This is a genomic window from Mesorhizobium sp. Root102 (assembly GCF_001425625.1).
Taxonomy (GTDB): Bacteria; Pseudomonadota; Alphaproteobacteria; order Rhizobiales; family Rhizobiaceae; genus Mesorhizobium.
The window spans coordinates 57,622-82,581 of record NZ_LMCP01000034.1 but is presented as its reverse complement, the minus strand read 5'-3'; the positions used below and the strand labels follow the sequence as shown (position 1 = coordinate 82,581).

Genomic DNA, 24,960 nt, shown 5'->3' with positions numbered 1-24,960 from the left:
AGGCAAGGAGATTCTCAAGGGCCGACGGGTCGCGCGGACCCAAAGCTCGAACAGTTTCGGCCAACCGCCTGAAAGGATTCGTAAGTATCGACTGTCCTGCCACCACGCTACGACACCAGCGGCATTGGCACCTCGAGCCCTTCGATCAGCGCGTCGCGAAACAGCATGATCGGGCGGCTCAGCCGGCCGGCCGGCGGGCGGTGCAGCAGCCATGCGCGCACTTGCGGCTTGAAATCCGGGCAATCAATGACTTCCACCCTATCGTGCCAGCGGCTGTCGGCGAAGGCGCCTGGCGTGACGATGCCGATGCCGTGGCCGCGCGCCACCAGCGACATTCTGAGATCGACGCTAAGCGCCTCCACCCCGACCTGGAACGGCAGCCTTAGGGCGTCGAAACTCTGGCGGATGAAAGCGCGAAAACCACAGCCATTTTCGTTCATCACCCAGGGAAAGCGCGACAACGAGGCTAGATCGGCGGGCTTCGGCACACCGAGGCCGGGTGACGCCACCAGCAGCACCGACTGCACGCCGAGATCGTCGCAGACCAGTTCGTCGGGCGGTGCCAAACCCTCGGCGAGACATACCGCCACCGCGTCGAGTTCGCTGCGCGCCACCTGCTCCACCAGCCTCGGCGACCAGCCGGAAGAGATGCGCAGCGTCAGTCGCGGAAAGGCAGCACGTAGACTGTCGAGCGGCAGCGCCAGCGCGGCGTCGGAGAGATAGGGCATGATGCCCAGGCGGAACTCGCCCTTGACCTCGCCTTGCGGCGACACGCCGGCCCTCAGATCTTCGAGCGAGCGCAGCACGCGGCGGCCATGTTCATAGGCCTCGCGGCCGGAAGCGGTCGGCTTCAGCGGTTTCGACTGGCGGTCGAGCAGCGCTGTCGCCAACCCGTCCTCGAGGTTCTGGATGCGCCGCGTCACGCCTGGCTGGGTTAGGTTGAGCCTTGCCGAGGCACCGACGATCGAACCGGTTTCCACCACGGCAATGAAGGCCTCGAGGTCGTGAATATTCATGCGCATCTCGCATAATCATTATCGAATTGATTGAATTGTAGCATGATAATGCTTTGGCATAAAGTCCTCGAACGATATGCAAATCCTTGAGGACTCAATGCTCGATACCCCAATGCTCGATACCAATGACGGCCGGATGGCCGGGCCGGCCGAGACCATCACAGGCCCGCAGACGCTGCTGTTTGCCACGGCGGTCGGCATCATCGTCACCAACCTGTTCGCCCCGCAGACACTGGTCGGCCTGATCGGGCCATCGCTCGGCGCCAGTGCCGCGAGCGTCGGCTTCGTCGCCATGGCCACCTTGCTCGGTTATGCCGCCGGCCTGTTCTTCCTGGTGCCGCTCGCCGATCTCGCCGAAAACCGCACCCTGATCCTGCGCATGCTTGCCGCGGCGGCATTGGCGGCTGGCGTCGCCACAATGGCGCCCACTGCCGGCTCGCTGCTGATCGTCCTGTTCATCCTCGGTGCCGCCTGCTCTGCCATCCAGATCCTGGTGCCGATAGCCGCCTCGATGGCGCCGCCCGGCGAGGCCGGCCGCGTCATCGGCGACGTGATGAGCGGGCTGATGGTCGGCATCCTTTTGGCGCGCCCGCTGGCCAGCCTGATTGCCGATGCCTGGGGCTGGCGAGCCTTTTACGGACTCAGCGCCGCGGCCCTGGTCATACTGGCTTGGGTGCTTGCCTTCACCTTGCCCCGGCGACGCCCGGCAGCGCGATCGTCCTATGGCGCGCTGATCGCTTCGCTGTTCGACCTGCTGCGCGACGAGCCGGTGCTGCGGCGCCGCGCGCTGACGGCGGCGCTGGTGATGGCGGCCTTCAGCCTGTTCTGGACAGCGGTGGCGCTGCGCCTCGCGCAGCCGCCTTTCGACCTCGGCCAGCGCGGCATCGCGCTGTTCGCATTGGTCGGCGCAGGCGGTGCGGTAGTCACACCGCTGTTCGGCCGCGCCGGCGACCGCGGCTGGACGCGGTCCGCAACCATCGTCTCCCATCTCGTGCTGATCTGCGCGATGGGGCTCSCCGCCTGGACCGGGTTCGTCCAGGCGGGGGCCTCATGGGGACCGATGGCGCTGATGGGCCTCAGCGCCGTGCTGCTTGACATCGGCGTCACCGGCGACCAGACGCTCGGCCGCCGCGCCATCAACCTGCTGCAGCCGAAGGCGCGCGGCCGCCTCAACGGCCTCTTCGTCGGCATCTTCTTTATCGGCGGCGCCATCGGCTCGATGCTCGCCGGCATCGCCTGGGCCTGGGGCGGCTGGTCCGAGGTCTGCGCGATCGGCGCCGGCTTCGGCCTCGCCGCCTTGCTGGTCGACTGGATCGGCGGACCGGAGTGACCGACCGGACCAGGCCTGCGAGCCCTGCCAGCGTGTCGAGATTCCCTTGGCCATTCTGGACGCTGCGGAACGAGATCAAATCTGATGCGTTTTATCTCGTTGGAGGGAGCCATGAACGATGCTCCGGCAACGCCTATCGGCAGGCCGCTTTCGTCAGGCGAACTGGTCACCGTGATGTCGCATTTCCACCGCGCCGAGATTGCCCGCATGGCCGGTTGGCGCGACCGCCTCGACCGTACGAGCAATTGGGCGATCACCGTTGTCGCCGCCATGCTGTCTGTGTCGCTGTCAACGGCCAGTGCCCATCACGGCGTGCTGCTTTTCGCCATGCTGCTGGTGCTCCTTCTGTTGTGGATCGAGGCGCGTCGCTACCGATTCTTCGATGTCTATCGCGCCCGCGTGCGCCAGCTCGAGCGCCACTATTTCGCTCAGATCTTCTCGCCGCAGCCGGACTTCGCTTCTGACTGGCTGCTGATCGTCGGCGAAAGCCTGCGCGCGCCGAAGTTCCTGGTCTCGCAAAGGGTGGCATTGGCGCGGCGTTTGCGCCGCAACTACATGCATATGATGCTGATCCTGCTCCTCGCCTGGATCCTCAAACTGTCGACGCCGAGCCTGATCGATCAAGGTGTGCCGTCCGGCTTCGTCGGCACACTGCGCGAGGCCGTCAGCGCCGCTGCGCTCGGTCCTATTCCGGGCTCAGTCATTGTTGCCGTGGTTGCGCTCCTCTACGCCGGCCTCCTGGCGGCTGCGTTCCTGACGCCTGGCGACGACGGGGAACTCTCCTTCGGCGACGTCCATGTTTAGGGCGAGGTCCATCTTTAGATAGAGCCGACTGAAGAAAATCATCGTCAAACAGTGAGAATAAAGCCCCGACCTGATTCAGGTTCTGAACGGGCGCTCGCGCATTCGCTTGCAAATCGCCGCCCCGATGCCATTTCTATCCGAGGCTGCCGGTGACCGACTCGCCGGCCGGAGGTATTAGTAGTGACGCAGCGAAGCGGCAGCGCCGACCTGCCGCTGCATGGCGGGCGGGTTCCGAAATGGCTGGGCGATCGCATGACGCGCCTCGGCGCGGTGCTGTGCGAAGCCATCATCCATCATTATGGCCGCGAGGAGTTGCTGCGCCGGCTGGCGCATCCGTTCTGGTTCCAGTCCTTCGGTGCCGTGATGGGCATGGACTGGCATTCCTCCGGCATCACCACCAGCGTCATCGGCGCGCTGAAGCGCGGGCTGACACCGCTGTCGGGCGAACTCGGCATCCATGTCTGCGGCGGGCGCGGCACCCATTCGCGCAAGACGCCCCATGAACTCGAGGCGATCGGCGAGCGTGTCGGTTTCGACGGCAAGGCTCTGGCCACGGCCAGCCGGCTGGTCGCCAAGGTCGACAGCGCCGCCGTGCAGGACGGCTTCGATCTCTATCTGCACGGCTTCATCGTCACCGATGACAGCCATTGGGTGGTCGTCCAGCAAGGCATGAACGGCGACAGCAAGCTGGCGCGCCGCTACCACTGGCTCTCGGAAGGCCTGAAAAGTTTCATCGACGAGCCGCATGCGGCAATCGAGGGCGAGCGGCAGGGCGAGATCGTCAACCTCACCGACCACCGCGCCGAGGCCTCGCGCAGTGGCCAATTGGACCTGTTGCGCAAGCTCGGTCCCGACAGGATCGTACGCGAATTCGCGGCCATAGAACCTTCGGCAAGGCAGCAATCCGCACAGCCGATGCTGCCCAATCTGATCATGCCCGCCCACCATGATGTGCGCGAAAGCGATATCGTCATGCGCCGCCTGCACGGCAACATTTGCGCGGCCATCGAAAGCGGCCCGGCGGATTTTCCCGAACTGCTGCTTGTGCCGGGCGTCGGCGCCCGCACCGTGCGGGCGCTGGCGATGGTGGCCGAGGTCGTGCATGGCGCGCCGTGCCGCTTCTCCGATCCGGCGCGGTTCTCGCTGGCGCATGGCGGCAAGGACCGGCATCCCTTTCCGGTGCCGCTGAAAGTCTATGACGAGACCATCGCGGTGATGAAATCGGCGGTCCGCAAGGCAAAGCTCGGCAATGAGGAGGAGCTTGGCGCCTTGCAACGGCTGGACGGCCAGGCGCGACGGCTGGAGCGCTACGTCACCGGGCCGAGCTTGAAGGAGATCGTCGCCGGCGAGTTCGACCAGTCGCACCAGCTCGGCGGCCGCAGCGTCTTCGGTTGGGAACCGCCTCCCACCGTCCCGGCGCCGTCCCAAGATTTGCCCGCAAAGATTTTGCCGGCAGCCAAGGCATAGGCGGCAAGCGACATTGATGGAAGGTTTGCAGGCCTTAGATGCCGAAGAACTGCTTGCCTATCAGGTAGCCCAGCGCCGCCGCGACAAGCGGGAACAGAGTTGGTGCGGCCTTGCTGAACAGAGAGGCTTTGACGTCCTTTGGCGGCATGTAGCGTGCGTTGCCGAGATTCTTGGTCATGGCGTACCCCGCAGTCGATCGTCTTCATTAGCGAATACTGATTAACAGCATGGCCGCATTAACGGCTTGCAAAGAAATTAGATCGAATAGCCGGCTATTGCCTGCCTGTCCCCGACCTAATGCCCGGCAGCCAAAGGAAAATCGGCGCTCGGCGGGAACCGAATGGCTCGTTCCGTGTTGTGGCGTTCGGGGGTATCAATGCTGTTCGAGATCTCGTCAAACGCCGGCAACAGCTCAGCTCGCCTGTGGCTGAAGGGGCCATGCGACTGGTCGTCCGGAGAATCTGACACGTTAGCTAATCCCACTTCGAAACAACGCCGACCGATCCATGAGACGCCATGCCAGACTCCAGCACATTCGTAGCCGATCGTAGGCACGCCTTCCTCGCCGGCGGCGGCCAGCTCGGCTGCCTGATCGCAGCCTTCGACTGGGCATCTACCTCGATCGGGCCGATAGAGGATTGGCCGCAAAGCCTGAAGACGGCGGTGTCGCTCATCCTGCGCTCGAACGTGCCGATCGTCATGCTGTGGGGCGAGGACGGCGTCATGATCTACAATGACGCCTATTCGGAATTTGCCGGCGGCCGTCACCCCCGGCTTCTCGGCTCCAAGGTGCGCGAAGGTTGGCCCGAAGTGGCCGACTTCAACGACAACATCATGAAGGTCTGCCTGGCCGGCGGCACGCTTGCCTATCGCGATCAGATGTTGACGCTCAATCGTACGGGAAAACCCGAGCAGGTATGGCTCGATCTTGATTATTCACCGGTGCTCGACGAAAGCGGTGAACCGGCAGGCGTCATCGCCATCGTAATCGAAACGACCGCGAAGGTCGCGGCCGAGCGCTGGCAGTCGAGCGAACGCGACCGCCAACGCCAGATGTTCGAACAGGCACCCGGTTTCATGGCCATGCTGTCCGGCCCACAGCATGTCGTCGACCTGACAAACGCCGCCTACATGCAACTTGTCGGCCATCGCGACATCATAGGCATGCCGATCCGCCAGGCCCTGCCCGAGGTCGAGGGGCAAGGATTTTTCGAGCTGCTCGACCAGGTTTTCACCTCCGGCGAAGCCTTCATCGGCTACGCGCTGAAGACCAAATTGCAGCGCACACCTGGGGCTGCGACGGAAGAGCGTTTCATCGATCTCGTCTATCAGCCGGTGCGCAACCCATCGGGCGAGGTCTTTGGCATCTTCGTGCAAGGCGTCGACGTCACCGACCGGCTGTTTGCGGAACAAGCGCTGCGCCAGAGCGAGATGCAGTTCCGCACCTTCGCCGAGGCGATGCCCAATCATGTCTGGACCGCCTCCCCCGACGGCCTGCTCGACTGGTTCAACCCGCGCGTTTACGACTATTCGGGCGCCATGCCGGGCGAACTCGACGGCGAGGCCTGGGCTTCCATCGTGCATCCCGATGATGTCGGCCCAGCCGCGGAGAAATGGCAGCAGGCGCTGGCGGCCAGCGTGTTCTACGAGACCGAGTTTCGGCTGCGGCGGCATGACGGCGCCTATCGCTGGTTCATAGCGCGCGCCGTTCCGATCCGCGACACCGACGGTACCGTCGTGCGCTGGATCGGCACCAACACCGATATCGACGACCAGAAGCGGGCGACGCAGGCTTTGCTGCAGAGCGAGCGACGCTTGCAGCTGTCGCAAAATGCGGCAGGCATCGCGGCGCTGGAGCTCGACATCGCCAGCGGGACCGTGGTCGGCTCCGAGGGCTTCTGGGATCTCTGGGGTCTCTCCGCGCGCGAGAGCGTGCCTATCAGCGTCCTGGAAAACATCGTCATTCCCGAAGACAAGGGCGTCCGTTCCAACCCGGAGACGCGCAGGCAGGGCACTGCGGCGCCTGCCGTCGAATACCGCATTCGGCGGCCCGACAATGGCGAATTGCGCTGGCTGTCGCGCCATATCGACTTTGTCCACGACGAGACCGGCAAGCCGGTCAAGATGTTCGGCGTCATGCAGGACGTTACCGACCGGCGCGAAGCGCAGGCGAGACAGGAGCTTCTGACTCACGAACTGGAGCACCGCATCAAGAATATCCTGGCCATGGTCGCGGCCATTGCTTCGCAGACATTGCGCAACACCGACATCGCTACCGCCAGCGCCACCTTCAACGAAAGGCTGCGGGCATTGGCCAACGCTCATGACATTCTGAACAAGACGCGTTGGACCAGTGCCTCCATCCACGAGGTGGTAGACAACACCATTGCCGCCTTCCCGGCCAGCCAGATCTCGGTTTCGGGACCGGCGCTGCCGATCAATCCGAAGATGGCGCTGACGCTCGCTCTCGCCGTCAACGAGCTCGCCACCAACGCGCTGAAGTATGGCGCGCTGTCGACGTCGGACGGCAAGGTGTCGATCGAATGGTCGCTGCAGCCCGCAGCCGACACTTCAGGCGAAACGCGGCTGATATGGCGCTGGCGCGAAAGCGGCGGTCCGCCGGTGACGCCGCCCAGCCGGCGCGGCTTCGGCCGTTTCCTGATCGAGCGCGTCTTTGGCACCGACTTCGGCGGCTCCGTGCAGATCGATTACCATCCCGCCGGAGTCGAATGTGTGTTGAACGCACCGGCACCCCAGTTGCCGACCGCGCCCTACCGACCCAGATAGAGCATGTCATGACGATGCACCCCCCCGCCACCGTTCTCGTCGTCGAAGACGAAGCATTCCTGCTGTTTGCCATCGCCGATGAATTGCGCGAGGCCGGGTTCGACGTGCTGGAAGCCACCAACGCCGACCAGGCGATCCGATTTTTGGAGGCACGCCAGGACATCGCCATCCTGTTCACCGACATCGACATGCCGGGTTCAATGGACGGCCTGCGCCTGTCGGCCGCCGTGCGCGACCGCTGGCCGCCGATCAAGATCATCATCACCTCCGGCAAGCGCCAGCCGGCGCAGGATGCGATGCCGAGCGGCGGCGTCTTCCTGCCCAAGCCCTATGCCCCGGTGACGGTCGCCGCGACCATTCACGGGCTGCTCGCATGGCGAACGCCTGCGGTAAAAGATCGTTGATGAGCAGGGTGATAGAGTCGGGTCTTGCTTCAACGAATGAACGCCGGCACCTATCCGCCGGAATAGCGCGAGGCAGTTCGTCCATATAAGTTGCGCAACTTCTGCGCTCGGGCCGTGCGAAGGCATGGGCCCTCGGACTTCCCAATGAACTGTACGTTCCCGCTTCAATTCGGCCGCCAGCCCGTCAGGCTGCGGCCACGCGCTTTAAGAAAATCCAGGAGCCTATGTAGGATTGACCACGCGTCGTTCGTCCTTGAGGTACCGAACCGCAATCATGAAAGGATCCACGAAATGCCCGGCACCGTACGTTTACATCGCGTTCTGACGACCAGCCCGGAGAAGGTCTATCGCGCTTTCGTTGAAGCGGACGCACTGGCCAAGTGGCTTCCGCCGAACGGCTTCACCTGCACGGTCCATCACCTCGAGGCAAAGGTCGGCGGCACGTTCAAGATGTCCTTCCGCAATTTCACCACCGGCGACGGTCATTCCTTCGGCGGCGAGTATCTCGAACTCGTTCCGGCCGAACGCCTGCTCTACACCGACAGGTTCGACGATCCCAATCTGCCCGGCGAGATCCGGGTCACCGTGATCTTGAGAAAGGTGTCGGTCGGCACCGAAATTGACATCACCCAGGCCGGCATTCCGGACGTCATTCCGGTCGAGGCCTGCTATCTCGGCTGGCAGGAGTCACTCAGAAACCTGGCAAGGCTCGTCGAGCCCGAAATCAATCAATAGCTAGAGCGGTGACACGGGGGCTGGGAGGACCGGCCGTCGATTTGGCGTCGACGCCAAGGCAGGCTCGCTGCTCATTCTTGTCCCTTCAGCGCAGGTCGGCGCGCATCCCGAGCCCCCTTCCCAGCCGTTGGGCAGTAGGAGGTTGCCACGTTTCTGGCCCCCTGACGCCTGAAACTTGGACTGTGGCGGGGGCTGCCATTTATCGCTAGCAATTCCTCATCGCGTTTGGACACGCCCGGCGCGTGTCATGAAGAATGCAGCGGAGGCCAAAGGGATGACCCTGACCAATCGAGACATTGTCGAGTTGACCGCGTGGCGGCGCCGGCTGCATCAGAACCCGGAAATCTCGAATGAAGAGGAGAAGACGGCAAAAGCGGTCGTCGATTTCCTCGCCGATACGGGACCGGACAAGGTGCTGACCGGATTGGGCGGGCACGGCGTCGCGGCAATATACGACAGCGGTAGAGCGGGGCCGACCGTGCTGTTCCGCTCGGAGCTCGATGCCTTGCCGATCGAAGAGCTTTCGGGCGTGCCGCATTCCTCACGCGTACCGGGCAAGTCGCATATGTGCGGACATGACGGACACACCGCGATTCTGGCATCCCTCGGCCGTCAGCTGGGGCGAGAGAGGCCCGCGAGCGGCCGTGTCGTGCTGATGTTCCAGCCGGCGGAAGAAACCGGCAATGGCGCGGCCGGCGTCGTCGCCGATCCCCGCTTCGGCGAGATCGCGCCGGATTTCGCTTTCTCATTGCACAATCTGCCCGGCGTGCCATTGGGCGAAGTGCGGCTCAAAGCCGGCGTGGTCAACTGCGCTTCACGCGGCATGCGCATCGTGCTGGAGGGCAAGACAGCGCATTCGTCCATGCCCGAGACCGGCACCTCGCCGATGCTGGCGATCAGTGAGCTGATGCCGGCCCTGCCGGCACTCGGCAGCGGAACGTTCGCCGACGACGACTTCTCCATGGTGACCGTCACCCATGCCGCGATGGGCGAAGCCGTGTTCGGCATCGCACCGGCTCACGCCGAGGTTTGGGCGACGCTGCGCACCCGCCGCGACGAGCGCATGGCAAACCTCTGCACTGCTGCTGAAGCGCTGGTCACCAAGATCGCCGGCCAGCATGGTCTTTCCACCCGTTGGGACTATCACGAGATCTTCGTCGCCAGCGTCAACGCATCGGATGCGGTGGAGCATCTGCAAAGGGCGCTCCACGAAGAGGGCGTCGTGCACGGCGAAGAAGCCCTGCCGATGCGCGCCTCGGAGGACTTCGGCCTGTTCGGCCACAGCGCTTCGTCGGCGATGTTCTTCCTCGGTGCAGGCGAGCGGCATCCTGCGTTGCACAATCCGGACTACGACTTTCCCGACGACCTGATCCCGATCGGCTCAAAGATCTTCATGCGCACGGCGCGTAATCTTCTGGGCTGACGTCTGCCAGATCACCTCTGGCGCAGAAAACAGCATTCCGCCGAGCGCTCTGACGCGAAGCGGTCAGCCGCGCTTGTCGGCTTGCTTGCGCTAGGGTGGAGAAAAGCGGTTGGCGACCTATTCTGGAAGAGCTTGGGTGGGACACAAGGACGGAAATCAGGCTTCAGATAGAAAGGAACACGCAATGCCAAAGACGCGAAAGAACACGATTTGCCTCTGGTTCGACAAGGACGCCGAGGCTGCGGCTCGCTTCTACGCGGAGACCTTTCCCGACACCGAGATGGGCGCCGTTCACCGTGCGCCAAGCGATTTTCCGTCCGGCAAGAAGGGCGACGTGTTGACGGTCGAATTCACGGTTGCAGGCATTCCCTGCATCGGATTGAACGGCGGCTCCGCGTTCAAGCAAAGCGAAGCCTTCTCGTTCCAGATCGCCACTGACGATCAACCGGAAACCGACCGCTACTGGAATGCCATTGTCGGCAATGGCGGCCAGGAAAGCGCGTGCGGCTGGTGCAAGGACAAATGGGGCGTGTCCTGGCAAATCACGCCACGCACGCTGACCGAGGCGATGGCGGCAGGCGGCGACGAAGCCAAGCGCGCGTTTGATGCGATGATGGAGATGAGGAAGATCGACGTCGCGGCGATCGACGCGGCCCGGCGCGGCTGACGCTCGACAGGCAAGGGTCGATGGATCGAAAAACTCCGTGGCGCATTTAAGCTTCGGCTAATAATGGCCTCAGGAGAGAACCAATGAAGAAGACGCTGCTCATTTTGAGCCTACTCATTCCGCTCGCGGCATGCTCCCGCACCGAGCAAGGCGCTGCCGTCGGCGGCTTGGGTGGCGCAGCCATAGGCGCCGCGGTGGCCGGCGATCCGGTGCAAGGGGCGGTTGTTGGCGGTGCGGTCGGAGCGATCGCCGGGGCGGTCATCGGGCACGCCAGCGAAGCCGGCCAGTGCAGATATCGCGATCGGCATGGCCGAGTTTACGTTGCACGCTGTCCGGACGGCTACTGATCTCAAAGGCGCGTGATCTCTTTCGATCACGCGCCTGCTCGGGGTAGGATAAGTGAATGGCATATGACATCAAGAAACTGCTGGCTCTCTGGTTTGCCGTCGCCAGCGCTGCCGCGATAAATGTTGGACTTACGACCGCGATCTCGGCCGCTCCTGTGGAAGCGAAGACGATTGCCGATCACTTCTCATCGGTAAAGTCCATGTCCGGGGACTTCGTCCAGTCGGGCCCAAAAGCGGAAAAGACCGGTGGCAGGTTTTTTCTCCAACGCCCGGGCAAGATTCGCTTCAACTATGCTGGCCAATCAGGGGTCAGCGTCATTGCAGATGGCAAATCCTTGGTGGTTTATAACAAGAAGCTGAAGACATCGCGGCTTTATGCTCTCTCGAAGACGCCGCTCAAGCTGCTGCTCGACAACAAGGTCGACTTCTCTGGCCGTCGCCTCAAAAGCATCAGAGACGATGGCGCTCAAATTATCATTAAGCTGGCTGACAAGTCGGCCTTCGGCAATTCGAGCATCACCATGGTGTTTGACAGGAAATCGCTCGATTTACGCAAATGGAGCCTTACCGACGAAAGGGGCCTCACTACGACGGTCACGATCTTCAATGTGAAGCAGGGCGTTCGCCCTCCCGCGGGTACCTTCACCATCGATTATGCGGCAAACCGTGAATTCAACACCACAACGAAATAGCTGGCGGATCGCCACCATTGGGTAGGCCGCGAGCCGGAGGTCATCCGGTCAAAGCCTGGCAGCATCGTCACCATAGCCGCGCGACACCGTTGCAGGCACGACTGGATCGCGCCGCCTGCCACGGCGGTGCCCGCCATCGCCGGAACCAATCCGATCAGCGGCGGTTTACTCAGTGAAGGGACCGGAACTCCAAAAGGACTCTGGACAAATGATTGAAATTCATAGCATCGAAACGGCCAACGCCAGACTGCGCGTAAGACGAGCTGAGAACTCTCTCAAGCGCGCGAATGACTTGCTGGATGAGGAAGGTGGCGTCGCCCTCAATCTAGCATTGTGCGGGCGGATAAGGGCCGCGCAAAGGCGCCTCATCGAGGCCAGAGCACGCCTGATGACGATCGATCCCACCAGGACGAATTGACCCGCGACGATCGTGATCTTCGGCCTAGAAACGGCGAGGTCTATGAGGCCTTCTGAAGCGAGCGACGCGTTCTACTCGGCGGATCGTATCGGCTCTGCCTGCCATATCGATGGCGGTCCTAAATATCAAGAGCGACCGTCATGCCGCGGACTTCGGCCATCTCGAGCAGAAGGTCCTGCAGGCTTTCATCCAGCGCGGCACCAGTCAGCGCCAGAAGCTCCGTAATGCTCTCCTTCATCGAGATGACGGCGGTACCTGTCTTCTCGGCGAGCAGCCGTCCGATGGCCGAACGGATCAGGTCGTCCTGATCAGACATTGTTCATCTCCAACGCTCTACAACCTCCCCTTGCCCCCCCATGCCTGATCGCCGCTTTCGACGACAGGGCGTGATTTCTCTTAAGGTATGATTTTTTGATGCGATGGCGGCGGGCTTTGCTCATGCCAGCAGGTCATCTGAAAGCGACCGGTCGCCTTCATTGACCCGCCAGCCGTTCAACGCCGCCAAGGATGGCAGCAGCGAAAAATTGACGGGCTGAACCGTTTCAATCGCTGCAAGCAGTGCCAGCGGCACTTCGTGGCGGAAAAGCCCGATGCACGCACCGCCTTCGACCGCTGCCGGCAATTCCGTGAAACGCTCCATCCCAAAACCTCCCTTTTGCACAAAAAGCAGCGACCAACGCGGATGCCCCAAGAGGTTCCCTCCGAACGGCATTTTTCGCGTCTTGGTTGTAGCACATATCGGCTGGCCAGTCATGCTGTAAGGGACCGCACGGTCAAAATCGCTGCGCACCATTTTAAATCTTGACGCGTGTCAATTTTTTATAAAACATGCGCAAACGCTGGCATGGCATCGGCCGGCGCTCTGGGAGGAGCAATGCCTGACATCAAAAAGCGCCCGAACCGGGGCTGCGACCCGCACACCACAGGGCGGGCACCAGCCTGCTGGCGGATCGTCGCGCCAGGCGCCGGGGTCGCTTGCGCACCGTCGGACATTGCAGTCGCCGGACAGCGACATTGATGCAGCACATAAAACAATCAGGAGGAGGAAAAACCATGCGCGTGTACAATTGCCTGAAACTCGGCACCAGCCTGCTTGGCGCAGGCATGCTTGCAACCGTCGTCTCAGCGCCCGCCCAAGCCGCGGATGCGGCGAAAGTCGCGGCCATCGTCAAAGGTCTCGACAACCCGTTCTTCCAGACCATGCAGAAGGGCATCGAGGAGCAGGCCAAGGCCAACGGCGTCAATGTCAGCGTCCAGGCCGCCGCCAATATGGGTGATGCCACAGGCCAGGCCGATCGCCTGACCGCCATGGCCATGCAGGATTTCGATTGCTATCTGGTCAACCCGATCAGCGTCTCCAACCTCGTCCAAGCGCTGGTACCGGTCGCCCAGAAGAAGAGGCCGATCGTCAACATCGACTCGACCATCGACCCCGAACAGGCCAAGGCCGCCGGCTTTGCCGTCTCGACCTATATCGGCACCGACAATGTCGCCGCCGGCGCGCTGGCTGGTGAAGAGATGCTGAAGCTGGTGCCGAAGGGCTCCAAGGTCGCGCTGATCGCCGGCATCGTCGGCGATGTCGGTTCCAACGCCCGCATCAAGGGCTTCAAGCAGGCCGTCGAAGGCAAGCTCGAAGTCGTGGTGATGGTCAGCGCCGACTGGGATCGCGAAAAGGCGTTGACCGCCGCCACCGATATCCTCGCCGCCCATCCGGATCTCGCCGGCTTCTTCGCCGCCAACGACATCATGGCGCTCGGCGTCGAGCGCGCCGTGCAGACCTCTGGCAAGGACGTCAAGGTGATCGGCCTCGACGGCATCGTCGACGCGCTGAAATCGATCGCCGCAGGCGAACTCTCGGCCACCGTCGCGCAATACCCATATGTCGTTGGCGCCATGGGCGTTGAAGCCTGTGCGGTCGCGGCCAAGGGCAAGGAACTGCCCGCCAACGTGCCCGCACCGGTGCTGTTGATCAACAAGGACAATGCCGAGGCCTCGCTGAAGAACTTTCCGCGTCCCGGCGGCGACTATCCCGATCCCTTCCGCGAGATGCTGAAGTGAGCACACCCGCAGACAACGCGCCCGCCGCCCATTCGGCGGGTGCGGAGGAGAGCCGTCCCTCCCTGGCGGCTCTCCTCCTCGATCCCTCCTTCTGGGCCGACTGGGCATCCGTCGTCGGCCTGGTCGGCCTCGTCATCGTCTTCGGCATCGCCCAGCCGGTCTTTCTCAGCGTCGCCAACCTGCAGGCGCTGCTGTTGGCGGCGGCGATCCTGGTCGTGCTGTCGATCGGCCAGACCTTCGTCATCGCCACCTCGGGCATCGACCTGTCGCTGGCAGCAGCCGTCATGCTCGGCGCCATCATCCTCGGCCTCGTCAATGCAGCCGGCTACGGCATCTTCATCGCCTGCGTGCTCGCGGTGCTCGCCACCAGCGCCGTCGGCTTCCTCAACGGCCTGATCATCACGGCCGGCAAGATACCCGACTTCGTGGTGACGCTCGGCACGCTGTCGGGCATCACCGGGCTGGGGCTCATCCTGTCGGGCGGTGAACCGACCATGGTCGGCTCGACCTTCCTGCTCAGGCTCGCCTCCGGCTCGTTCGGACCGTTCGGTTATCCGGTCTGGGTGGCGATCGCGGCCGTCATCGTCGCGCATATCGCGCTCTACCACACGCGCTTCGGCGTGCACCTGCTGGCGACCGGCGGCCAGACCGAAAGTGCCGGCGCGCTCGGCATACGCACCGACCGGGTCAAGATCGCCGCCTATACGATCTCCGGTCTCTGCGCCGGCATCGCGGCCATTCTCCTGGTCGCCCGCATCGGCTCGGCCGAACCGCAGATCAACACCAGCCTGCTGCTCAATTCGGTGGCGGCGGTGGTGCTAGGCGGCGTCAGCCTGTTCGGCGGCCGCGCCAGCATTCTGGGACCCGCCATCGGCGCGCTGATGCTGACCGCGCTCGTCAACGGCCTGACCTTGCTCAACGTGTCGGCCTTCTATCAACCGCTTGCCGTGGGTGCCATCGTGGTGCTGGCGGCGCTGATCATGCGGTATCAGAAATGAGCGCGCCTCATCACATCCCCGCCACAGAGGCGATCATAGCCTGCGAAGGGCTGAGCAAGCATTTCGGCGGCATCCGCGCCTTCACCGACGTCGCCTTCCAGGCCCGCCGCGGCGAGGTCACCGCCGTCATCGGCGACAATGGCGCCGGCAAGTCGACGCTCATCCGCAGCCTGGTCGGCGTGCATCAGCCCGACGCTGGCAATTTGTTCTTCGACGGAAGGGCGCGGCCCTTCGCCAACCCCGACGAGGCGCGCAAAGCCGGCATCGAGACCGTGCACCAGAACCTGGCGCTGATCGACGAACTGACGGTGGCGCAGAACCTGTTCCTCAACCGCGAGATCGTGCGCCGCATCGGCCCCTTCGCGTTCCTCGACCGCAAGGCGATGAAGCGCGATGCCCGCTCCATGCTGTCGCGGCTGTCGATCAACGTGCCGTCGATCAACCAGCGGGTGCGGCGCCTGTCGGGCGGCCAGCGGCAGGCGATCTCGATCTGCCGCGCCGTCGGCTCCGGCGCCAAGTTGGTGGTGATGGACGAGCCGACGGCGGCGCTCGGCGTGCAGGAGACGGCCAATGTCGAGGCGCTGATCCGGCGCCTGCGCGAACAGTCCGTCAGCGTCATCCTGGTCAGCCACAATTTCGATCAGGTCCGCCGCCTGTCCGACCAGATCTGGGTAATGCGGGCGGGAAAGATGGCGGCGACCGTGCGCGCCTCGGAAACATCGGGCAACGAGCTCGTCGCGCTGGTCACCGGCGCGGCTTGATCGGTCAATCAACAGCTGGCCGTCCTGGCCAGCCCGAGACTTGAAATCAAAGGGAGTTTGCGAATGGCACCAATTCGTGTCGGGCTTGTCGGTCTTGGAGAGGTCGCGCAGTCGATCCATCTGCCGGTGCTGAGCGATCAGCGCGACCGCTGGGTGATCGCGGGCGTGTATGACGTGTCGCCGAGCCTGGTGGCGCTGTGCACCTCGCAACATCCGACGGTAAAGGCCTTCGAGACGGCCGAGGCGCTGATCAACTCGCCCGACATCGACGCGGTGTTCGTGCTGTCGTCCGATGACACCCATAGCCGCTTCGTGCGCGCGGCGATTGCTGCCAACAAGCACATCCTGCTGGAAAAGCCCGCTTGTCTCACGGTGCGCGAGATCGACGATCTGCTGGCGCTGATGCCGGGCTACGACAAGACGCTTTTCGTCGGCTACATGCGCCGCTACGCGCCGGCCTATCTAGCGGCCAGGGACGAGCTGCCGGCCTTCGCCGACATCACCCATGTCCGCATCTTCGACCTGATTTCGGAAGGCCGGCATTTCCTCAAGAAGACCCAGAACGTCCTTTATCCCAGAGACATTGACCCTGCCCTGCTGGCGCGTGGCGCAAGCGAACGCGACGCACTGATCCGCGAGGTGGTTGGCGCCGGCGCACCAGCCGATCTGGTGCGCGCCTATCGCGGCCTGACAGCGCTGTCCTCGCACCACATTTCGGCGATGCGCGGGCTGATCGGCGAGCCGGCGGGCGTGCTCACCGCCCACCGCACCAATGGCGGCGCCAACACATCGGTCACTTTCGACTATGGGCATTTCGCTTGTCTGTATGATGCCGTCGTCGACGATCTCGGCCTGTTCGACGCCATGATCGAGGTGCGCTCCAACACTAGGCGCGTGCGCATCATCTATGACACGCCCTATATCCGCAGCCTGCCGACCCGGCTGGAGGTCACAGATGCCGGCCCGCTCGGCCCTGTGACGAAAAGCTTCGGCCCGCTCTATGGCGATGCCTTCTCGAATGAACTCGAGATTTTCCACCGCCACATCACCGAAGGCACGAAGCCGCTGACCGACCTCGCCGATTCCCGCCGCGACCTGGCGCTGATGGCCGAGATCATCGAGCGGATGAAGGAGAGCAGCCGGCGCTGGGGCTAGCCTACTGCCTACTTCCCACAGTGATGATCGTTAATCTTGTTCAACGCATTCGCGTCCGGTCCGACGCGATTGTATGAGCAGGCTCCAGCCGCCGTCGTAAACAGCTGCTGATCATAGTAGCGCGGGCCGCCGAACAGGATGTCGATAAGGTCGCCTTCGGCGGGAACGTAGCGTTGGGATTGCACCCGGCGGTCGTGATGCCGATCGCCAGCGAACGCCGGAGTGCAAAGGCTTGAGCCCATTGCCAGAGCGAGAGCTAGGATCGCAACGCATTTCGTGGTCATCGGCAACACCCTCCTGGCCATTCCGGAATCGCATCATACATCCAAAATCGCCAGCCGGACAAAAGTTCCAGAGAAGACCGCGATAGGCTCTTGCCGAAGCCAACGGCCTCGCTCATCCATGGCGCGTGGAAATGTGGGACCCGTGATGACCGATACCGGCCTTCATCTCGTCGAAGCGACGATCGATCAACTGCGCCGCGCGCTCGATGACGGCACCGTCACCAGCGTCGAACTGGTCGGGGCCTATCTCAGGCGCATCGCGCATTTCGACCGCCACGGCATCGCCCTCAACGCCGTTCCGGTGCTCAACCCCGATATGTTCGAGGAGGCCGCCGCTTCCGACCGGCGGCGCCGTAACGGCGCCGTGCTCGGGCCGCTCGACGGCATCCCCTACACCGCCAAGGACAGCTACAAAGTGTCGGGACTGACGGTGGCCGCCGGTTCGCCGGCCTTCGAGCATCTCGTCGCCAATGAAGACGCCTTCACCATCGCCCGGCTGCGTGCCGGCGGCGCCGTGCTGATCGGCCTCACCAACATGCCGCCAATGGCCAATGGCGGCATGCAGCGCGGCGTCTATGGCCGCGCCGAAAGCCCCTACAATACCGAATACCTGACCGCCGCCTTCGCGTCGGGCTCGTCCAACGGCTCCGGTACGGCGACCGCGGCCAGCTTCTGCGCCTTCGGACTCGGCGAGGAAACCTGGTCGTCCGGCCGCGCGCCGGCCACCAACAACGCGCTGGTCGCCTACACGCCGTCACGCGGCGTCATTTCGGTGCGCGGCAACTGGCCGCTGGTGCCGACCATGGATGTCGTGGTGCCGCACACGCGCAGCGTGCCCGACATGCTCGAACTGCTCGACGTGATCGTCGCCGACGATCCGCAGACGCGAGGCGATTTCTGGCGCGCGCAGCCCTGGGTCAAGCTGCCGAAAAGCGCCGACGTGCGGCCGACGCGCTATACCGGTCTCACACTGGCCGGATCGTTGAAAGGCATGCGGCTTGGGGTGCCCAGAATGTATATCGGCCGCGACAGCGAGGCAGGCAGACCGATCGAAACCCGCGCCTCGGTGCTTGCGCTGTGGGAGCAGGCAGCGGCCGATCTCACACGACTTGGCGCCGAGGTGGTCGAAGTCGATTTTCCCGTCGTCTCCAATTATGAGAACGACCGCCCCGGCGCGCGCAGCATGGTCGAGCGCGGGCTGGTGCCAGAAGACTTCGCCGAGCACGAACTCTGGGATCTCTGCATCTGGGGCTGGGATGACTTTTTACGCGCCAACGCCGATCCGGCGCTCCCCGACCTCGCCTCGGTCGATGGCCCCAAGATCTTCCCGCAGCCACCGGGCACGCTGCCTGACCGCTATGACGGTGGCTTCGATCTGAGGGAGTATGTCGAGCGGGCGCGGGCCGGCGTCACCCCCGTCCTGGATATTCCGACGCTCAAAGAAGGCCTGAAAGGGCTGGAGGCGACGAGGCGGATCGATTTCGAGGACTGGCTCGACGCGCAAGGCATCGACGCCGTGGTGCTGCCCGCCGCCGCCGATGTCGGGCCGGCCGATGCCGATGTCAACGAGGCTTCCGCCACGCTTGCCTGGCGCAACGGCACCTGGGTCGCCAACGGCAATCTGGTCTGGCGCCATTTCGGCATCCCGACCGTCACCGTGCCGATGGGCACCATGGCCGACATCGGCATGCCGGTCGGCCTCACCCTCGCCGGCAAGGCCTATGACGACGAGAGGCTGCTGCGCATGGCCGGCGACTACGAACAGTCCAGTCACCGCCGCACCCGCCCGCCGCGCACGCCCGAGCTGGCCGATGAGGTCTTTTCAGCCCGGCCAGCCCGAGACGGCGACGGCAAGGGGCTTCCGCTTGCAATAGTGCTTTCCGCCGAAACGCGGTCTTCCGGCGATGAGGACGAGATCATCATCACGCTCGACCTGCCCAGGGAGGCCGCCGAAACGGCCAGCGTCAAGGTGCATGTCAACGGAGAAGCCGTCGCGGTGCAGCGAAGCCGCGCGCGCTTCAGCGGGCGCACGCTCGTCCCGGCCGTCGAGCATCAGCGGCTGCAGAGCGTCTGGCGCGGTCCGTATGGCTCGATCGTGACGGCCGTGGTGCGGCTGGACGACGGGCGCAGCGCCGGCGCTTATGTGGTCACCGGCGGCATCGGGTGAGCTGTGAGGTGGAGGACCCAGCATCCACGTCGCGTTCCTTCGCGCCATAGATTGCCACCGGCAAAATTCCGGCTCTCCATCCCTCTCAATCCGTCCTGATCCAGACGCCTTTCGTGCTCAGATATTCGTCGAGGTGCTCCGCACCGCCCTCACGTCCGTAGCCGCTCATCTTGTAGCCGCCGAAGGGCACCGCCGGGTCGATGGCGTGATAGGTGTTGACCCAGACGGAGCCGGCGCGCAGGCGGTTGGCCAGTTGATGCGCCTTGCCGAGGTCGCGGGTGAACACGCCGGCACCCAACCCATAAAGCGTGTCGTTGCCGCGCCGCACAACTTCGTCCAGCGTGTCGAAAGGCAGTGCCGAGATGACCGGGCCGAAGATTTCCTCCCGGGCAATGCGCATGTCGTCGGTGACGCCGGAAAAGACGCTCGGCGTGATGAAGTTGCCGGCGCCAAGCGCGCCTTCGGTGATGCGGTTGCCGCCAGTGACCAGCCTTGCGCCCTGCCTGGTGCCATCCGCGATGAAACCGGTGACGCGTTCGAGCTGCCTGAGCGAAATCAGCGGTCCGATCTCGGTCTCGGGATCGGCGCCGTCGCCGATCCTGAGCTTAGCCGCATAGGCCGAGACCCGCTCGACGAATTCGTCATGGATCGGCCGTTCGACGAACAGCCGCGAGCCAGCGATGCAGATCTGGCCGGAATTCGCGAACACCGACATGGCCGCGATCGGCACGGCGCGTTCGAGATCGGCATCAGCGCAGACGATGACCGGCGACTTGCCGCCGAGTTCCAGCGAGACCCGCTTCATGTTGCCGGCCGAGGCGCGCAGGATGTTCTGGCCGGTCGCTGTCGAGCCGGTGAAGACGATCTTGTCGACGTCCATATGGGCGGCAAGCGGCGCGCCGGCCTCCCCACCCGTGCCGGTGACGACGTTGACGACGCCGGGCGGCACGCCGGCCTCCATCATCAGCGCACCGATCAGCAGCGGCGTCAGCGGCGCTTCCTCGGAAGGTTTCAGCACGATGGTGCAGCCGGTCGCCAGCGCCGGACCGATCTTCCAGATCGAGGCGGCGGTCGGCGCGTTCCAGGGAATGATCGCACCGACGACGCCAACCGGTTCCTTGCGCGTGTAGGAGATGATCTCGCCCGGCAGCGAATTGCCGATCGTGTGGCCGTGGATCGACGTCGCCATGCCGGCATAGAAGCGCAGCATGCCGAGCACACGGTTCTTGTTGGCCAGCGTGCGCACGATGGGCATGCCCATATCCGTCGTGTCCGAAAGCGCAATCTCCTCCCAATGACGCTCCATCAGGTCGGCGATCTTGAGCAGCAGCACCTGGCGCTCATAGGGCTTGAACCGGCTCCACGGTCCATCGAAGGCGCGCCTGGCCGCCGCCACGGCGAGGTCGATGTCACGGGAGTCGGAGAGCGGCACGGTGCCGATCACAGCGCCGGTTGCGGGGTTGCGCGTCTCGAAGGTCCGGCCGCTGAGCGCGTCGCACCAGGCGCCATCGATCAGCATCTTGCGGTGCCGGCCATCGATGGGCGTGTGCAGCGGGAAATCTCTCACCGGTGCCGTCATGGTCCTGTCCTCAGTTCGCACCGACCTAGCGGGCGGCCCAGATGAGACCCCGCTCTAAAATCAAGGCCATTTCCGGCACTGCGAACTCGTCGGCATTGTGGCCGAGAGCGCTGTAGAAAACCTTCCCAGCGCCATAGCGGCGCTTCCAGACGACCGGCATCACAACGCCGCCTATCCCCGGGAAATGCGCGTCGGTGAAGGTTGTCGTGGCCAGCACCTCGTTGCTCGGGTCGACATGCATGTAATACTGTTCCGACCGGTAGGCGAAATCACTGACGCCCTTTGTGATCGGGTCGTCCGGCCGGGTGACGGCCACCGTGTAGTCGATGATGTCGCCGGGATGCGCGACCCACTGGCCGCCGGTCATGAACTGATAATCGGTTTCATTGCGGAAACTGTCGCCCATCGTGCCGTGGAAGCCGCCAAGCCCGCTGCCCTGGCGAACCGCAAGCGTCAGGTTCTGCAGCTCGGCCTTTTCGATCGTCGACATCGTGATGACAGGCACGATGAGATCGAAGGAAGCAAGCGCCGGATCGGCGAACATCGCCGTGCCCTGGCCGAGCGTGACGTCGAACCCGTTCCGCTCCAGCAGCGCACGCACGACGTTGGCGCTGCGCTCCGGTGTGTGACCTTCCCAGCCGCCCCAGGCAATCAGGGCTTTCTTCGGCATGGTGTACCTCCCTGGAACTATCCGCCTTGATCCGAACGTCAGCGCCAGCCCAGCGCCGGCGCGACATGGGTCAGGATCGCCTCGATGACATGCGCATTGTAATCGACGCCGAGCTGGTTCGGAACGGTGAGCAGCAGCGTGTCAGCCTCGGCGATCGCCTCGTCCTGCGCCAATTCCTTGATCAGCACATCCGGCTCGGCCGCGTAGCTGCGCCCGAAGATCGCCTTGGTGTTCTCCTCGATGAAGCCGATCTGGTCGCGGCTCTCGTTGCCGCGCCCGAAATAGGCGCGGTCGCGATCGTCGACCAGCGCGAAGATGCTGCGGCTGACCGAGACGCGCGGCTCACGCGTGTGGCCGGCAGCCTTCCAGGCCTCGCGGTAGATGCGGATCTGCTCGGCCTGCTGGATGTGAAACGGCTTGCCGCTCTCGTCGAATTTGAGCGTCGAGCTTTGCAGGTTCATGCCGAGCTTCGCCGCCCACTCCGAAGTGGCGTTGGTGGCCGCACCCCACCAGATCCGCTCGCGCAGGCCCTCCGAATACGGCTCGAGGCGCAGCAGGCCGGGCGGGTTGGGGAACATCGGCCGCGGATTGGGCTGGGCGAAGCCCTCGCCGCGCAGCGTCTCGAGGAAGACCTCGGCGTGATGCCGCGCCATGTCGGCGTCGCTTTTGCCTTCCGGCGGCGCGTAGCCGAAATGGCGCCAGCCATCGATGACCTGCTCGGGCGAGCCACGGCTGATGCCAAGTTGCAGGCGGCCGACGGCGATGATGTCGGCGGCACCCGCATCCTCGGCCATGTAGAGCGGATTCTCGTAGCGCATATCGATGACCGCGGTGCCGATTTCGATGCGGTTGGTTCTGGCGCCAACGGCCGCCAGCAGCGGGAACGGCGAAGCGAGCTGGCGGGCGAAATGATGCACGCGGAAATACGCCCCGTCCGCGCCAAGCTGCTCGGCGGCGACGGCCAGCTCGATGGATTGCAAAAGCGCATCCGAAGCCGAGCGCACTTGCGATTGCGACGAGGGCGTCCAGTGACCGAACGACAGGAAACCGATTTTCTTCATAGCCATGCGATATAAGGATGCGCGTCAGGCTTCAATGCAAAAGAGATTTCCGGCACGTCTGGATCAGGCACAGTGCGATGTCAGAATTGGCTCTTGAACGGTCAACTCGGACACGCGTAACATCGCGCCATCTGAATGAGTCGCTTTATTAGTCCGGGCTAACCTCCGGATTGGTTTGGATATTTCCCTTGAACACGCAAGCAATCGGCGGCGCGCCGGAGCGCGGGAAATCGTTTGCTCATGTAGCGGAAGCCTCCTGGGGCAAGGGTCTCAGCACCTTGCTCCGCATCGTGCGCATGACGCTGCGCCATCCCTGGCAGGTCGGCATCACCATCGTCTCGACCTTCATCGCCGCGACGCTGCAGCTTTTCATTCCGCGCCTGCTGGGACGTGCCATCGACCAGGCACAGGGCGTGATGGCCGCGGGTGCCGGAACCGCGGCGGAGCAGGCGCTGTGGAACACGGCGCTGACGCTGCTCGTCGTCAGCATCCTGCGCGGTCTCTTCACTATGGCGCAGAACTACTATGGCGAGGCCGTCGGCCACCGCACCGGCTACGAACTGCGCCTGGCCTTCTACGAGAAGATCCAGCGCCTGAGCTTCGCCTACCACGACAGGGTCCACACCGGCGATCTGATCACGCTTGGCCTGCTCGATCTCGACGGCGTGCGCATGTTCTTTTCCACCGGCATCCTGCGCGTCGTCCTGCTCGGCGTACTGATCGGCGTCGGCGCCTACCTGCTGATCAGCACCGATCTCGTACTCGGGCTGCTCAGCCTGAGTTTTGTGCCGTTCGTTGCCTGGCGGTCCTCAGTCACCCAGCTCAAGTTGCGCAGCACCTGGCTGACTTTGCAGGAGCGCCTGTCGGTGCTGAGCCGGGTGATGGACGAGAACCTCGGCGGCATCCGCGTCGTGCGGGCCTTCGCGGCACAGCGGCATGAGCTCGAAAAATTCGACCGCGCCAAGCTGTCGGCGCTGGAACTTGCCAATCAGCGCGTCGACATCCGCGTCTCGAACACCAGCGCCATGAACTTCTCGTTCCTGGCCGCCATGGGGCTGGTGCTCTGGTTCGGCGGCCAGAAGGTGATCGCAGACCAGATCAGCGTCGGCACGCTGGCCCAGTTCCTCACCTTCATGACCATCCTGCAGATGCCGGTGCGCCAGCTCGGCCTGATGGTCAACTCCTTCGCGCGCGCCTCGACCTGCGGCACGCGGCTGTTCGAACTGCTCGACGCCGAACTCGACATCGAGGACGCGCCCGGCGCCAGGGACCTCGTCGTCACCGACGGCGTGCTGCGCTTCGACAATGTCGGCTTCCGCTATGAGGGGGCGGGCGATCGCCCGACGCTGTCCGGCATCTCCTTCGAGGCGAGGTCCGGCGAAACCGTCGGGATTGTCGGCCCTCCGGGTAGCGGCAAGTCGACCATCGCGCATCTGATCCCGCGCTTCTACGACGTCACGTCAGGTGCGATCACCATCGACGGCCAGGACATCCGTGAGGTGACGCTGAAATCGCTGCGCAAGGCGGTCGGCGTCGTGCAGCAGGATGCGTTCCTGTTCACCACCTCGATCGAGAACAACATCGCCTACGGCAATCCCTGGGCGCGCGAGACCCGCATTGGGCAGGCGGCCGAGTACGCCCAGCTGCACAACTACATCATCGGGCTCCCGGCGGGCTACACCACGGTCGTCGGCGAACGCGGCGCATCGCTTTCCGGCGGCCAGCGGCAGCGCCTGACCATCGCCCGCAGCCTGATGTTGCGGCCATCGGTGCTGGTCTTCGACGATTCGACCGCGGCAATAGACGCCGGCACCGAGCAGCGCATCCGGGCGGCGATGAAGCGCTTCGCCAAGGACCGCGTCACGCTGATCATTTCGCACAGGCTGAGCTCGCTGATGCATGCCGACCAGATACTGTTCGTCGAGAACGGCCGGATCGTCGAGCGCGGCACGCATGAGGAATTGCTGGCGCTCAGTGGGCGCTATCGCGCGCTCTACGATTTACAGCTGCGGCCGGACGATGACCGGCCTGTCGCGGCGGGAGCAATTTCAGGAAAAGTGGAAACCGGTTTTCCCGGGAAAAGCGCGTAGCGCTTTCCCTTGGGAATTGCGCGAAAACTAAAGAGATAGAGCCGCGT

Annotated in this window: 25 protein-coding genes; 17 read left to right on the top strand and 8 right to left on the bottom strand. The window is 63.9% G+C overall.

All coding sequences use genetic code 11. The features are described 5' to 3' along the window. Positions 1 to 107: 107 nt before the first annotated feature. Positions 108 to 1,016 (bottom strand): LysR family transcriptional regulator, encoded by a 909-nt coding sequence (locus ASD12_RS22490; RefSeq protein WP_056591268.1) that lies wholly within the window; start codon positions 1,014 to 1,016, stop codon positions 108 to 110. Between the two features lie 112 nt (positions 1,017 to 1,128). Here ASD12_RS22490 and ASD12_RS22485 point away from each other — a divergent pair, with 112 nt between their 5' ends. The 3 genes from ASD12_RS22485 (at position 1,129) to ASD12_RS22475 (ending at position 4,617) form a co-directional block, all read left to right on the top strand. Next, entirely contained in the window at positions 1,129 to 2,346 is a 1,218-nt protein-coding gene (locus tag ASD12_RS22485) for an MFS transporter (RefSeq protein WP_056592152.1), read from the top strand. 111 nt (positions 2,347 to 2,457) lie between these two features. Next, the gene (locus tag ASD12_RS22480) at positions 2,458 to 3,150 is read left to right on the top strand and encodes a DUF2270 domain-containing protein (protein ID WP_056591266.1); all 693 of its coding nucleotides are present in this window, start codon (positions 2,458 to 2,460) and stop codon (positions 3,148 to 3,150) included. Positions 3,151 to 3,330: 180 nt separating this feature from the next. Further along, entirely contained in the window at positions 3,331 to 4,617 is a 1,287-nt protein-coding gene (locus tag ASD12_RS22475; protein WP_056591263.1) for a DUF763 domain-containing protein, read from the top strand. A 34-nt stretch (positions 4,618 to 4,651) separates the two neighbouring features. Here ASD12_RS22475 and ASD12_RS34915 read toward each other — a convergent pair whose 3' ends face one another. Then, on the bottom strand, positions 4,652 to 4,795 hold the full coding sequence (locus ASD12_RS34915) for a hypothetical protein (protein WP_082525616.1): 144 nt from the start codon (positions 4,793 to 4,795) through the stop codon (positions 4,652 to 4,654). Between the two features lie 338 nt (positions 4,796 to 5,133). Here ASD12_RS34915 and ASD12_RS22470 point away from each other — a divergent pair, with 338 nt between their 5' ends. The 8 genes from ASD12_RS22470 to ASD12_RS35080 all read left to right on the top strand — a co-directional run bounded on the left by ASD12_RS22470 (position 5,134) and on the right by ASD12_RS35080 (position 12,090). Further along, positions 5,134 to 7,404 carry a PAS domain-containing protein gene (locus ASD12_RS22470; RefSeq protein WP_056591260.1) on the top strand — a complete coding sequence of 757 codons (2,271 nt, stop codon included), beginning with the start codon at positions 5,134 to 5,136 and terminating at the stop codon, positions 7,402 to 7,404. An 8-nt stretch (positions 7,405 to 7,412) separates the two neighbouring features. After that, positions 7,413 to 7,808, top strand: coding sequence for a response regulator (locus ASD12_RS22465; RefSeq protein ID WP_056591257.1), 396 nt, complete (start codon positions 7,413 to 7,415; stop codon positions 7,806 to 7,808). A 291-nt stretch (positions 7,809 to 8,099) separates the two neighbouring features. Next, positions 8,100 to 8,543 carry an SRPBCC family protein gene (locus tag ASD12_RS22460; protein ID WP_056591254.1) on the top strand — a complete coding sequence of 148 codons (444 nt, stop codon included), beginning with the start codon at positions 8,100 to 8,102 and terminating at the stop codon, positions 8,541 to 8,543. Positions 8,544 to 8,817: 274 nt separating this feature from the next. Further along, positions 8,818 to 9,966, top strand: a complete 1,149-nt coding sequence (locus ASD12_RS22455) for an amidohydrolase (RefSeq protein WP_056592149.1) — start codon at positions 8,818 to 8,820, stop codon at positions 9,964 to 9,966. A gap of 184 nt (positions 9,967 to 10,150) precedes the next feature. Then, entirely contained in the window at positions 10,151 to 10,633 is a 483-nt protein-coding gene (locus ASD12_RS22450; protein ID WP_056591251.1) for a VOC family protein, read from the top strand. Positions 10,634 to 10,716: 83 nt separating this feature from the next. After that, complete coding sequence (locus tag ASD12_RS22445; protein ID WP_056591248.1) at positions 10,717 to 10,980, top strand: YMGG-like glycine zipper-containing protein; 264 nt, start codon at positions 10,717 to 10,719, stop codon at positions 10,978 to 10,980. A 56-nt stretch (positions 10,981 to 11,036) separates the two neighbouring features. Beyond that, a complete protein-coding gene (locus ASD12_RS22440; RefSeq protein ID WP_056591245.1) occupies positions 11,037 to 11,672 on the top strand; it encodes an outer membrane lipoprotein carrier protein LolA in 636 nt (211 codons plus the stop codon). 208 nt (positions 11,673 to 11,880) lie between these two features. Beyond that, positions 11,881 to 12,090 carry a hypothetical protein gene (locus ASD12_RS35080; protein WP_056591242.1) on the top strand — a complete coding sequence of 70 codons (210 nt, stop codon included), beginning with the start codon at positions 11,881 to 11,883 and terminating at the stop codon, positions 12,088 to 12,090. A 118-nt stretch (positions 12,091 to 12,208) separates the two neighbouring features. On the opposite strand, the gene ASD12_RS22430 is transcribed toward ASD12_RS35080, so the two are convergent. Then, positions 12,209 to 12,406: a hypothetical protein gene (locus ASD12_RS22430; RefSeq protein ID WP_056591239.1), complete on the bottom strand. Its 198-nt coding sequence runs from the start codon at positions 12,404 to 12,406 to the stop codon at positions 12,209 to 12,211. A 120-nt stretch (positions 12,407 to 12,526) separates the two neighbouring features. After that, positions 12,527 to 12,883, bottom strand: a complete 357-nt coding sequence (locus ASD12_RS34670; RefSeq protein WP_162252276.1) for a hypothetical protein — start codon at positions 12,881 to 12,883, stop codon at positions 12,527 to 12,529. A gap of 260 nt (positions 12,884 to 13,143) precedes the next feature. Here ASD12_RS34670 and ASD12_RS22420 point away from each other — a divergent pair, with 260 nt between their 5' ends. The 4 genes from ASD12_RS22420 (at position 13,144) to ASD12_RS22405 (ending at position 17,062) form a co-directional block, all read left to right on the top strand. Beyond that, positions 13,144 to 14,148 (top strand): substrate-binding domain-containing protein, encoded by a 1,005-nt coding sequence (locus tag ASD12_RS22420; protein WP_056591233.1) that lies wholly within the window; start codon positions 13,144 to 13,146, stop codon positions 14,146 to 14,148. Beyond that, entirely contained in the window at positions 14,145 to 15,146 is a 1,002-nt protein-coding gene (locus ASD12_RS22415) for an ABC transporter permease (protein WP_056591230.1), read from the top strand. Before ASD12_RS22420 ends, ASD12_RS22415 begins: the two co-directional genes overlap by 4 nt. After that, positions 15,143 to 15,907, top strand: a complete 765-nt coding sequence (locus tag ASD12_RS22410; protein ID WP_056591227.1) for an ATP-binding cassette domain-containing protein — start codon at positions 15,143 to 15,145, stop codon at positions 15,905 to 15,907. The genes ASD12_RS22415 and ASD12_RS22410 overlap by 4 nt, the downstream gene beginning before the upstream one ends. 63 nt (positions 15,908 to 15,970) lie before the next feature. Next, positions 15,971 to 17,062, top strand: coding sequence for a Gfo/Idh/MocA family oxidoreductase (locus ASD12_RS22405; RefSeq protein ID WP_056591223.1), 1,092 nt, complete (start codon positions 15,971 to 15,973; stop codon positions 17,060 to 17,062). A gap of 8 nt (positions 17,063 to 17,070) precedes the next feature. Here ASD12_RS22405 and ASD12_RS22400 read toward each other — a convergent pair whose 3' ends face one another. Beyond that, complete coding sequence (locus ASD12_RS22400) at positions 17,071 to 17,346, bottom strand: hypothetical protein (RefSeq protein WP_056592146.1); 276 nt, start codon at positions 17,344 to 17,346, stop codon at positions 17,071 to 17,073. Positions 17,347 to 17,491: 145 nt separating this feature from the next. On the opposite strand from ASD12_RS22400, the gene ASD12_RS22395 reads away from it, so the two are divergent. Then, on the top strand, positions 17,492 to 19,513 hold the full coding sequence (locus tag ASD12_RS22395) for an amidase (protein ID WP_056591221.1): 2,022 nt from the start codon (positions 17,492 to 17,494) through the stop codon (positions 19,511 to 19,513). Positions 19,514 to 19,598: 85 nt separating this feature from the next. Here the strand turns inward: ASD12_RS22395 and ASD12_RS22390 are convergent, their stop codons facing one another. The 3 genes from ASD12_RS22390 to ASD12_RS22380 all read right to left on the bottom strand — a co-directional run bounded on the left by ASD12_RS22390 (position 19,599) and on the right by ASD12_RS22380 (position 22,823). After that, the gene (locus tag ASD12_RS22390) at positions 19,599 to 21,032 is read right to left on the bottom strand and encodes an aldehyde dehydrogenase family protein (RefSeq protein WP_280139597.1); all 1,434 of its coding nucleotides are present in this window, start codon (positions 21,030 to 21,032) and stop codon (positions 19,599 to 19,601) included. Positions 21,033 to 21,117: 85 nt separating this feature from the next. Beyond that, the gene (locus tag ASD12_RS22385; protein ID WP_056591216.1) at positions 21,118 to 21,762 is read right to left on the bottom strand and encodes a ThuA domain-containing protein; all 645 of its coding nucleotides are present in this window, start codon (positions 21,760 to 21,762) and stop codon (positions 21,118 to 21,120) included. Positions 21,763 to 21,800: 38 nt separating this feature from the next. Beyond that, positions 21,801 to 22,823, bottom strand: coding sequence for an LLM class flavin-dependent oxidoreductase (locus ASD12_RS22380; RefSeq protein WP_056591213.1), 1,023 nt, complete (start codon positions 22,821 to 22,823; stop codon positions 21,801 to 21,803). Between the two features lie 188 nt (positions 22,824 to 23,011). On the opposite strand from ASD12_RS22380, the gene ASD12_RS22375 reads away from it, so the two are divergent. Next, a complete protein-coding gene (locus ASD12_RS22375; protein WP_056591210.1) occupies positions 23,012 to 24,913 on the top strand; it encodes an ABC transporter ATP-binding protein in 1,902 nt (633 codons plus the stop codon). Positions 24,914 to 24,960: the final 47 nt, after the last annotated feature.

What these genes read in the sequence shown, in the direction of transcription:
- ASD12_RS22380 (WP_056591213.1), bottom strand. Translation starts at nt 22,823, where the DNA reads ATGAAGAAAATCGGTTTCCTGTCGTTCGGTCACTGGACGCCCTCGTCG.
- ASD12_RS22450 (WP_056591251.1), top strand. Translation starts at nt 10,151, where the DNA reads ATGCCAAAGACGCGAAAGAACACGATTTGCCTCTGGTTCGACAAGGAC.
- ASD12_RS22455 (WP_056592149.1), top strand. Translation starts at nt 8,818, where the DNA reads ATGACCCTGACCAATCGAGACATTGTCGAGTTGACCGCGTGGCGGCGC.
- ASD12_RS22385 (WP_056591216.1), bottom strand. Translation starts at nt 21,762, where the DNA reads ATGCCGAAGAAAGCCCTGATTGCCTGGGGCGGCTGGGAAGGTCACACA.
- ASD12_RS22390 (WP_280139597.1), bottom strand. Translation starts at nt 21,032, where the DNA reads ATGCTGATCGATGGCGCCTGGTGCGACGCGCTCAGCGGCCGGACCTTC.
- ASD12_RS35080 (WP_056591242.1), top strand. Translation starts at nt 11,881, where the DNA reads ATGATTGAAATTCATAGCATCGAAACGGCCAACGCCAGACTGCGCGTA.
- ASD12_RS22420 (WP_056591233.1), top strand. Translation starts at nt 13,144, where the DNA reads ATGCGCGTGTACAATTGCCTGAAACTCGGCACCAGCCTGCTTGGCGCA.
- ASD12_RS22480 (WP_056591266.1), top strand. Translation starts at nt 2,458, where the DNA reads ATGAACGATGCTCCGGCAACGCCTATCGGCAGGCCGCTTTCGTCAGGC.
- ASD12_RS34915 (WP_082525616.1), bottom strand. Translation starts at nt 4,795, where the DNA reads ATGACCAAGAATCTCGGCAACGCACGCTACATGCCGCCAAAGGACGTC.
- ASD12_RS22440 (WP_056591245.1), top strand. Translation starts at nt 11,037, where the DNA reads ATGGCATATGACATCAAGAAACTGCTGGCTCTCTGGTTTGCCGTCGCC.
- ASD12_RS22445 (WP_056591248.1), top strand. Translation starts at nt 10,717, where the DNA reads ATGAAGAAGACGCTGCTCATTTTGAGCCTACTCATTCCGCTCGCGGCA.
- ASD12_RS22405 (WP_056591223.1), top strand. Translation starts at nt 15,971, where the DNA reads ATGGCACCAATTCGTGTCGGGCTTGTCGGTCTTGGAGAGGTCGCGCAG.
- ASD12_RS22490 (WP_056591268.1), bottom strand. Translation starts at nt 1,016, where the DNA reads ATGAATATTCACGACCTCGAGGCCTTCATTGCCGTGGTGGAAACCGGT.
- ASD12_RS34670 (WP_162252276.1), bottom strand. Translation starts at nt 12,883, where the DNA reads ATGGTGCGCAGCGATTTTGACCGTGCGGTCCCTTACAGCATGACTGGC.
- ASD12_RS22400 (WP_056592146.1), bottom strand. Translation starts at nt 17,346, where the DNA reads ATGACCACGAAATGCGTTGCGATCCTAGCTCTCGCTCTGGCAATGGGC.
- ASD12_RS22465 (WP_056591257.1), top strand. Translation starts at nt 7,413, where the DNA reads ATGACGATGCACCCCCCCGCCACCGTTCTCGTCGTCGAAGACGAAGCA.
- ASD12_RS22430 (WP_056591239.1), bottom strand. Translation starts at nt 12,406, where the DNA reads ATGTCTGATCAGGACGACCTGATCCGTTCGGCCATCGGACGGCTGCTC.
- ASD12_RS22395 (WP_056591221.1), top strand. Translation starts at nt 17,492, where the DNA reads ATGACCGATACCGGCCTTCATCTCGTCGAAGCGACGATCGATCAACTG.
- ASD12_RS22470 (WP_056591260.1), top strand. Translation starts at nt 5,134, where the DNA reads ATGCCAGACTCCAGCACATTCGTAGCCGATCGTAGGCACGCCTTCCTC.
- ASD12_RS22410 (WP_056591227.1), top strand. Translation starts at nt 15,143, where the DNA reads ATGAGCGCGCCTCATCACATCCCCGCCACAGAGGCGATCATAGCCTGC.
- ASD12_RS22460 (WP_056591254.1), top strand. Translation starts at nt 8,100, where the DNA reads ATGCCCGGCACCGTACGTTTACATCGCGTTCTGACGACCAGCCCGGAG.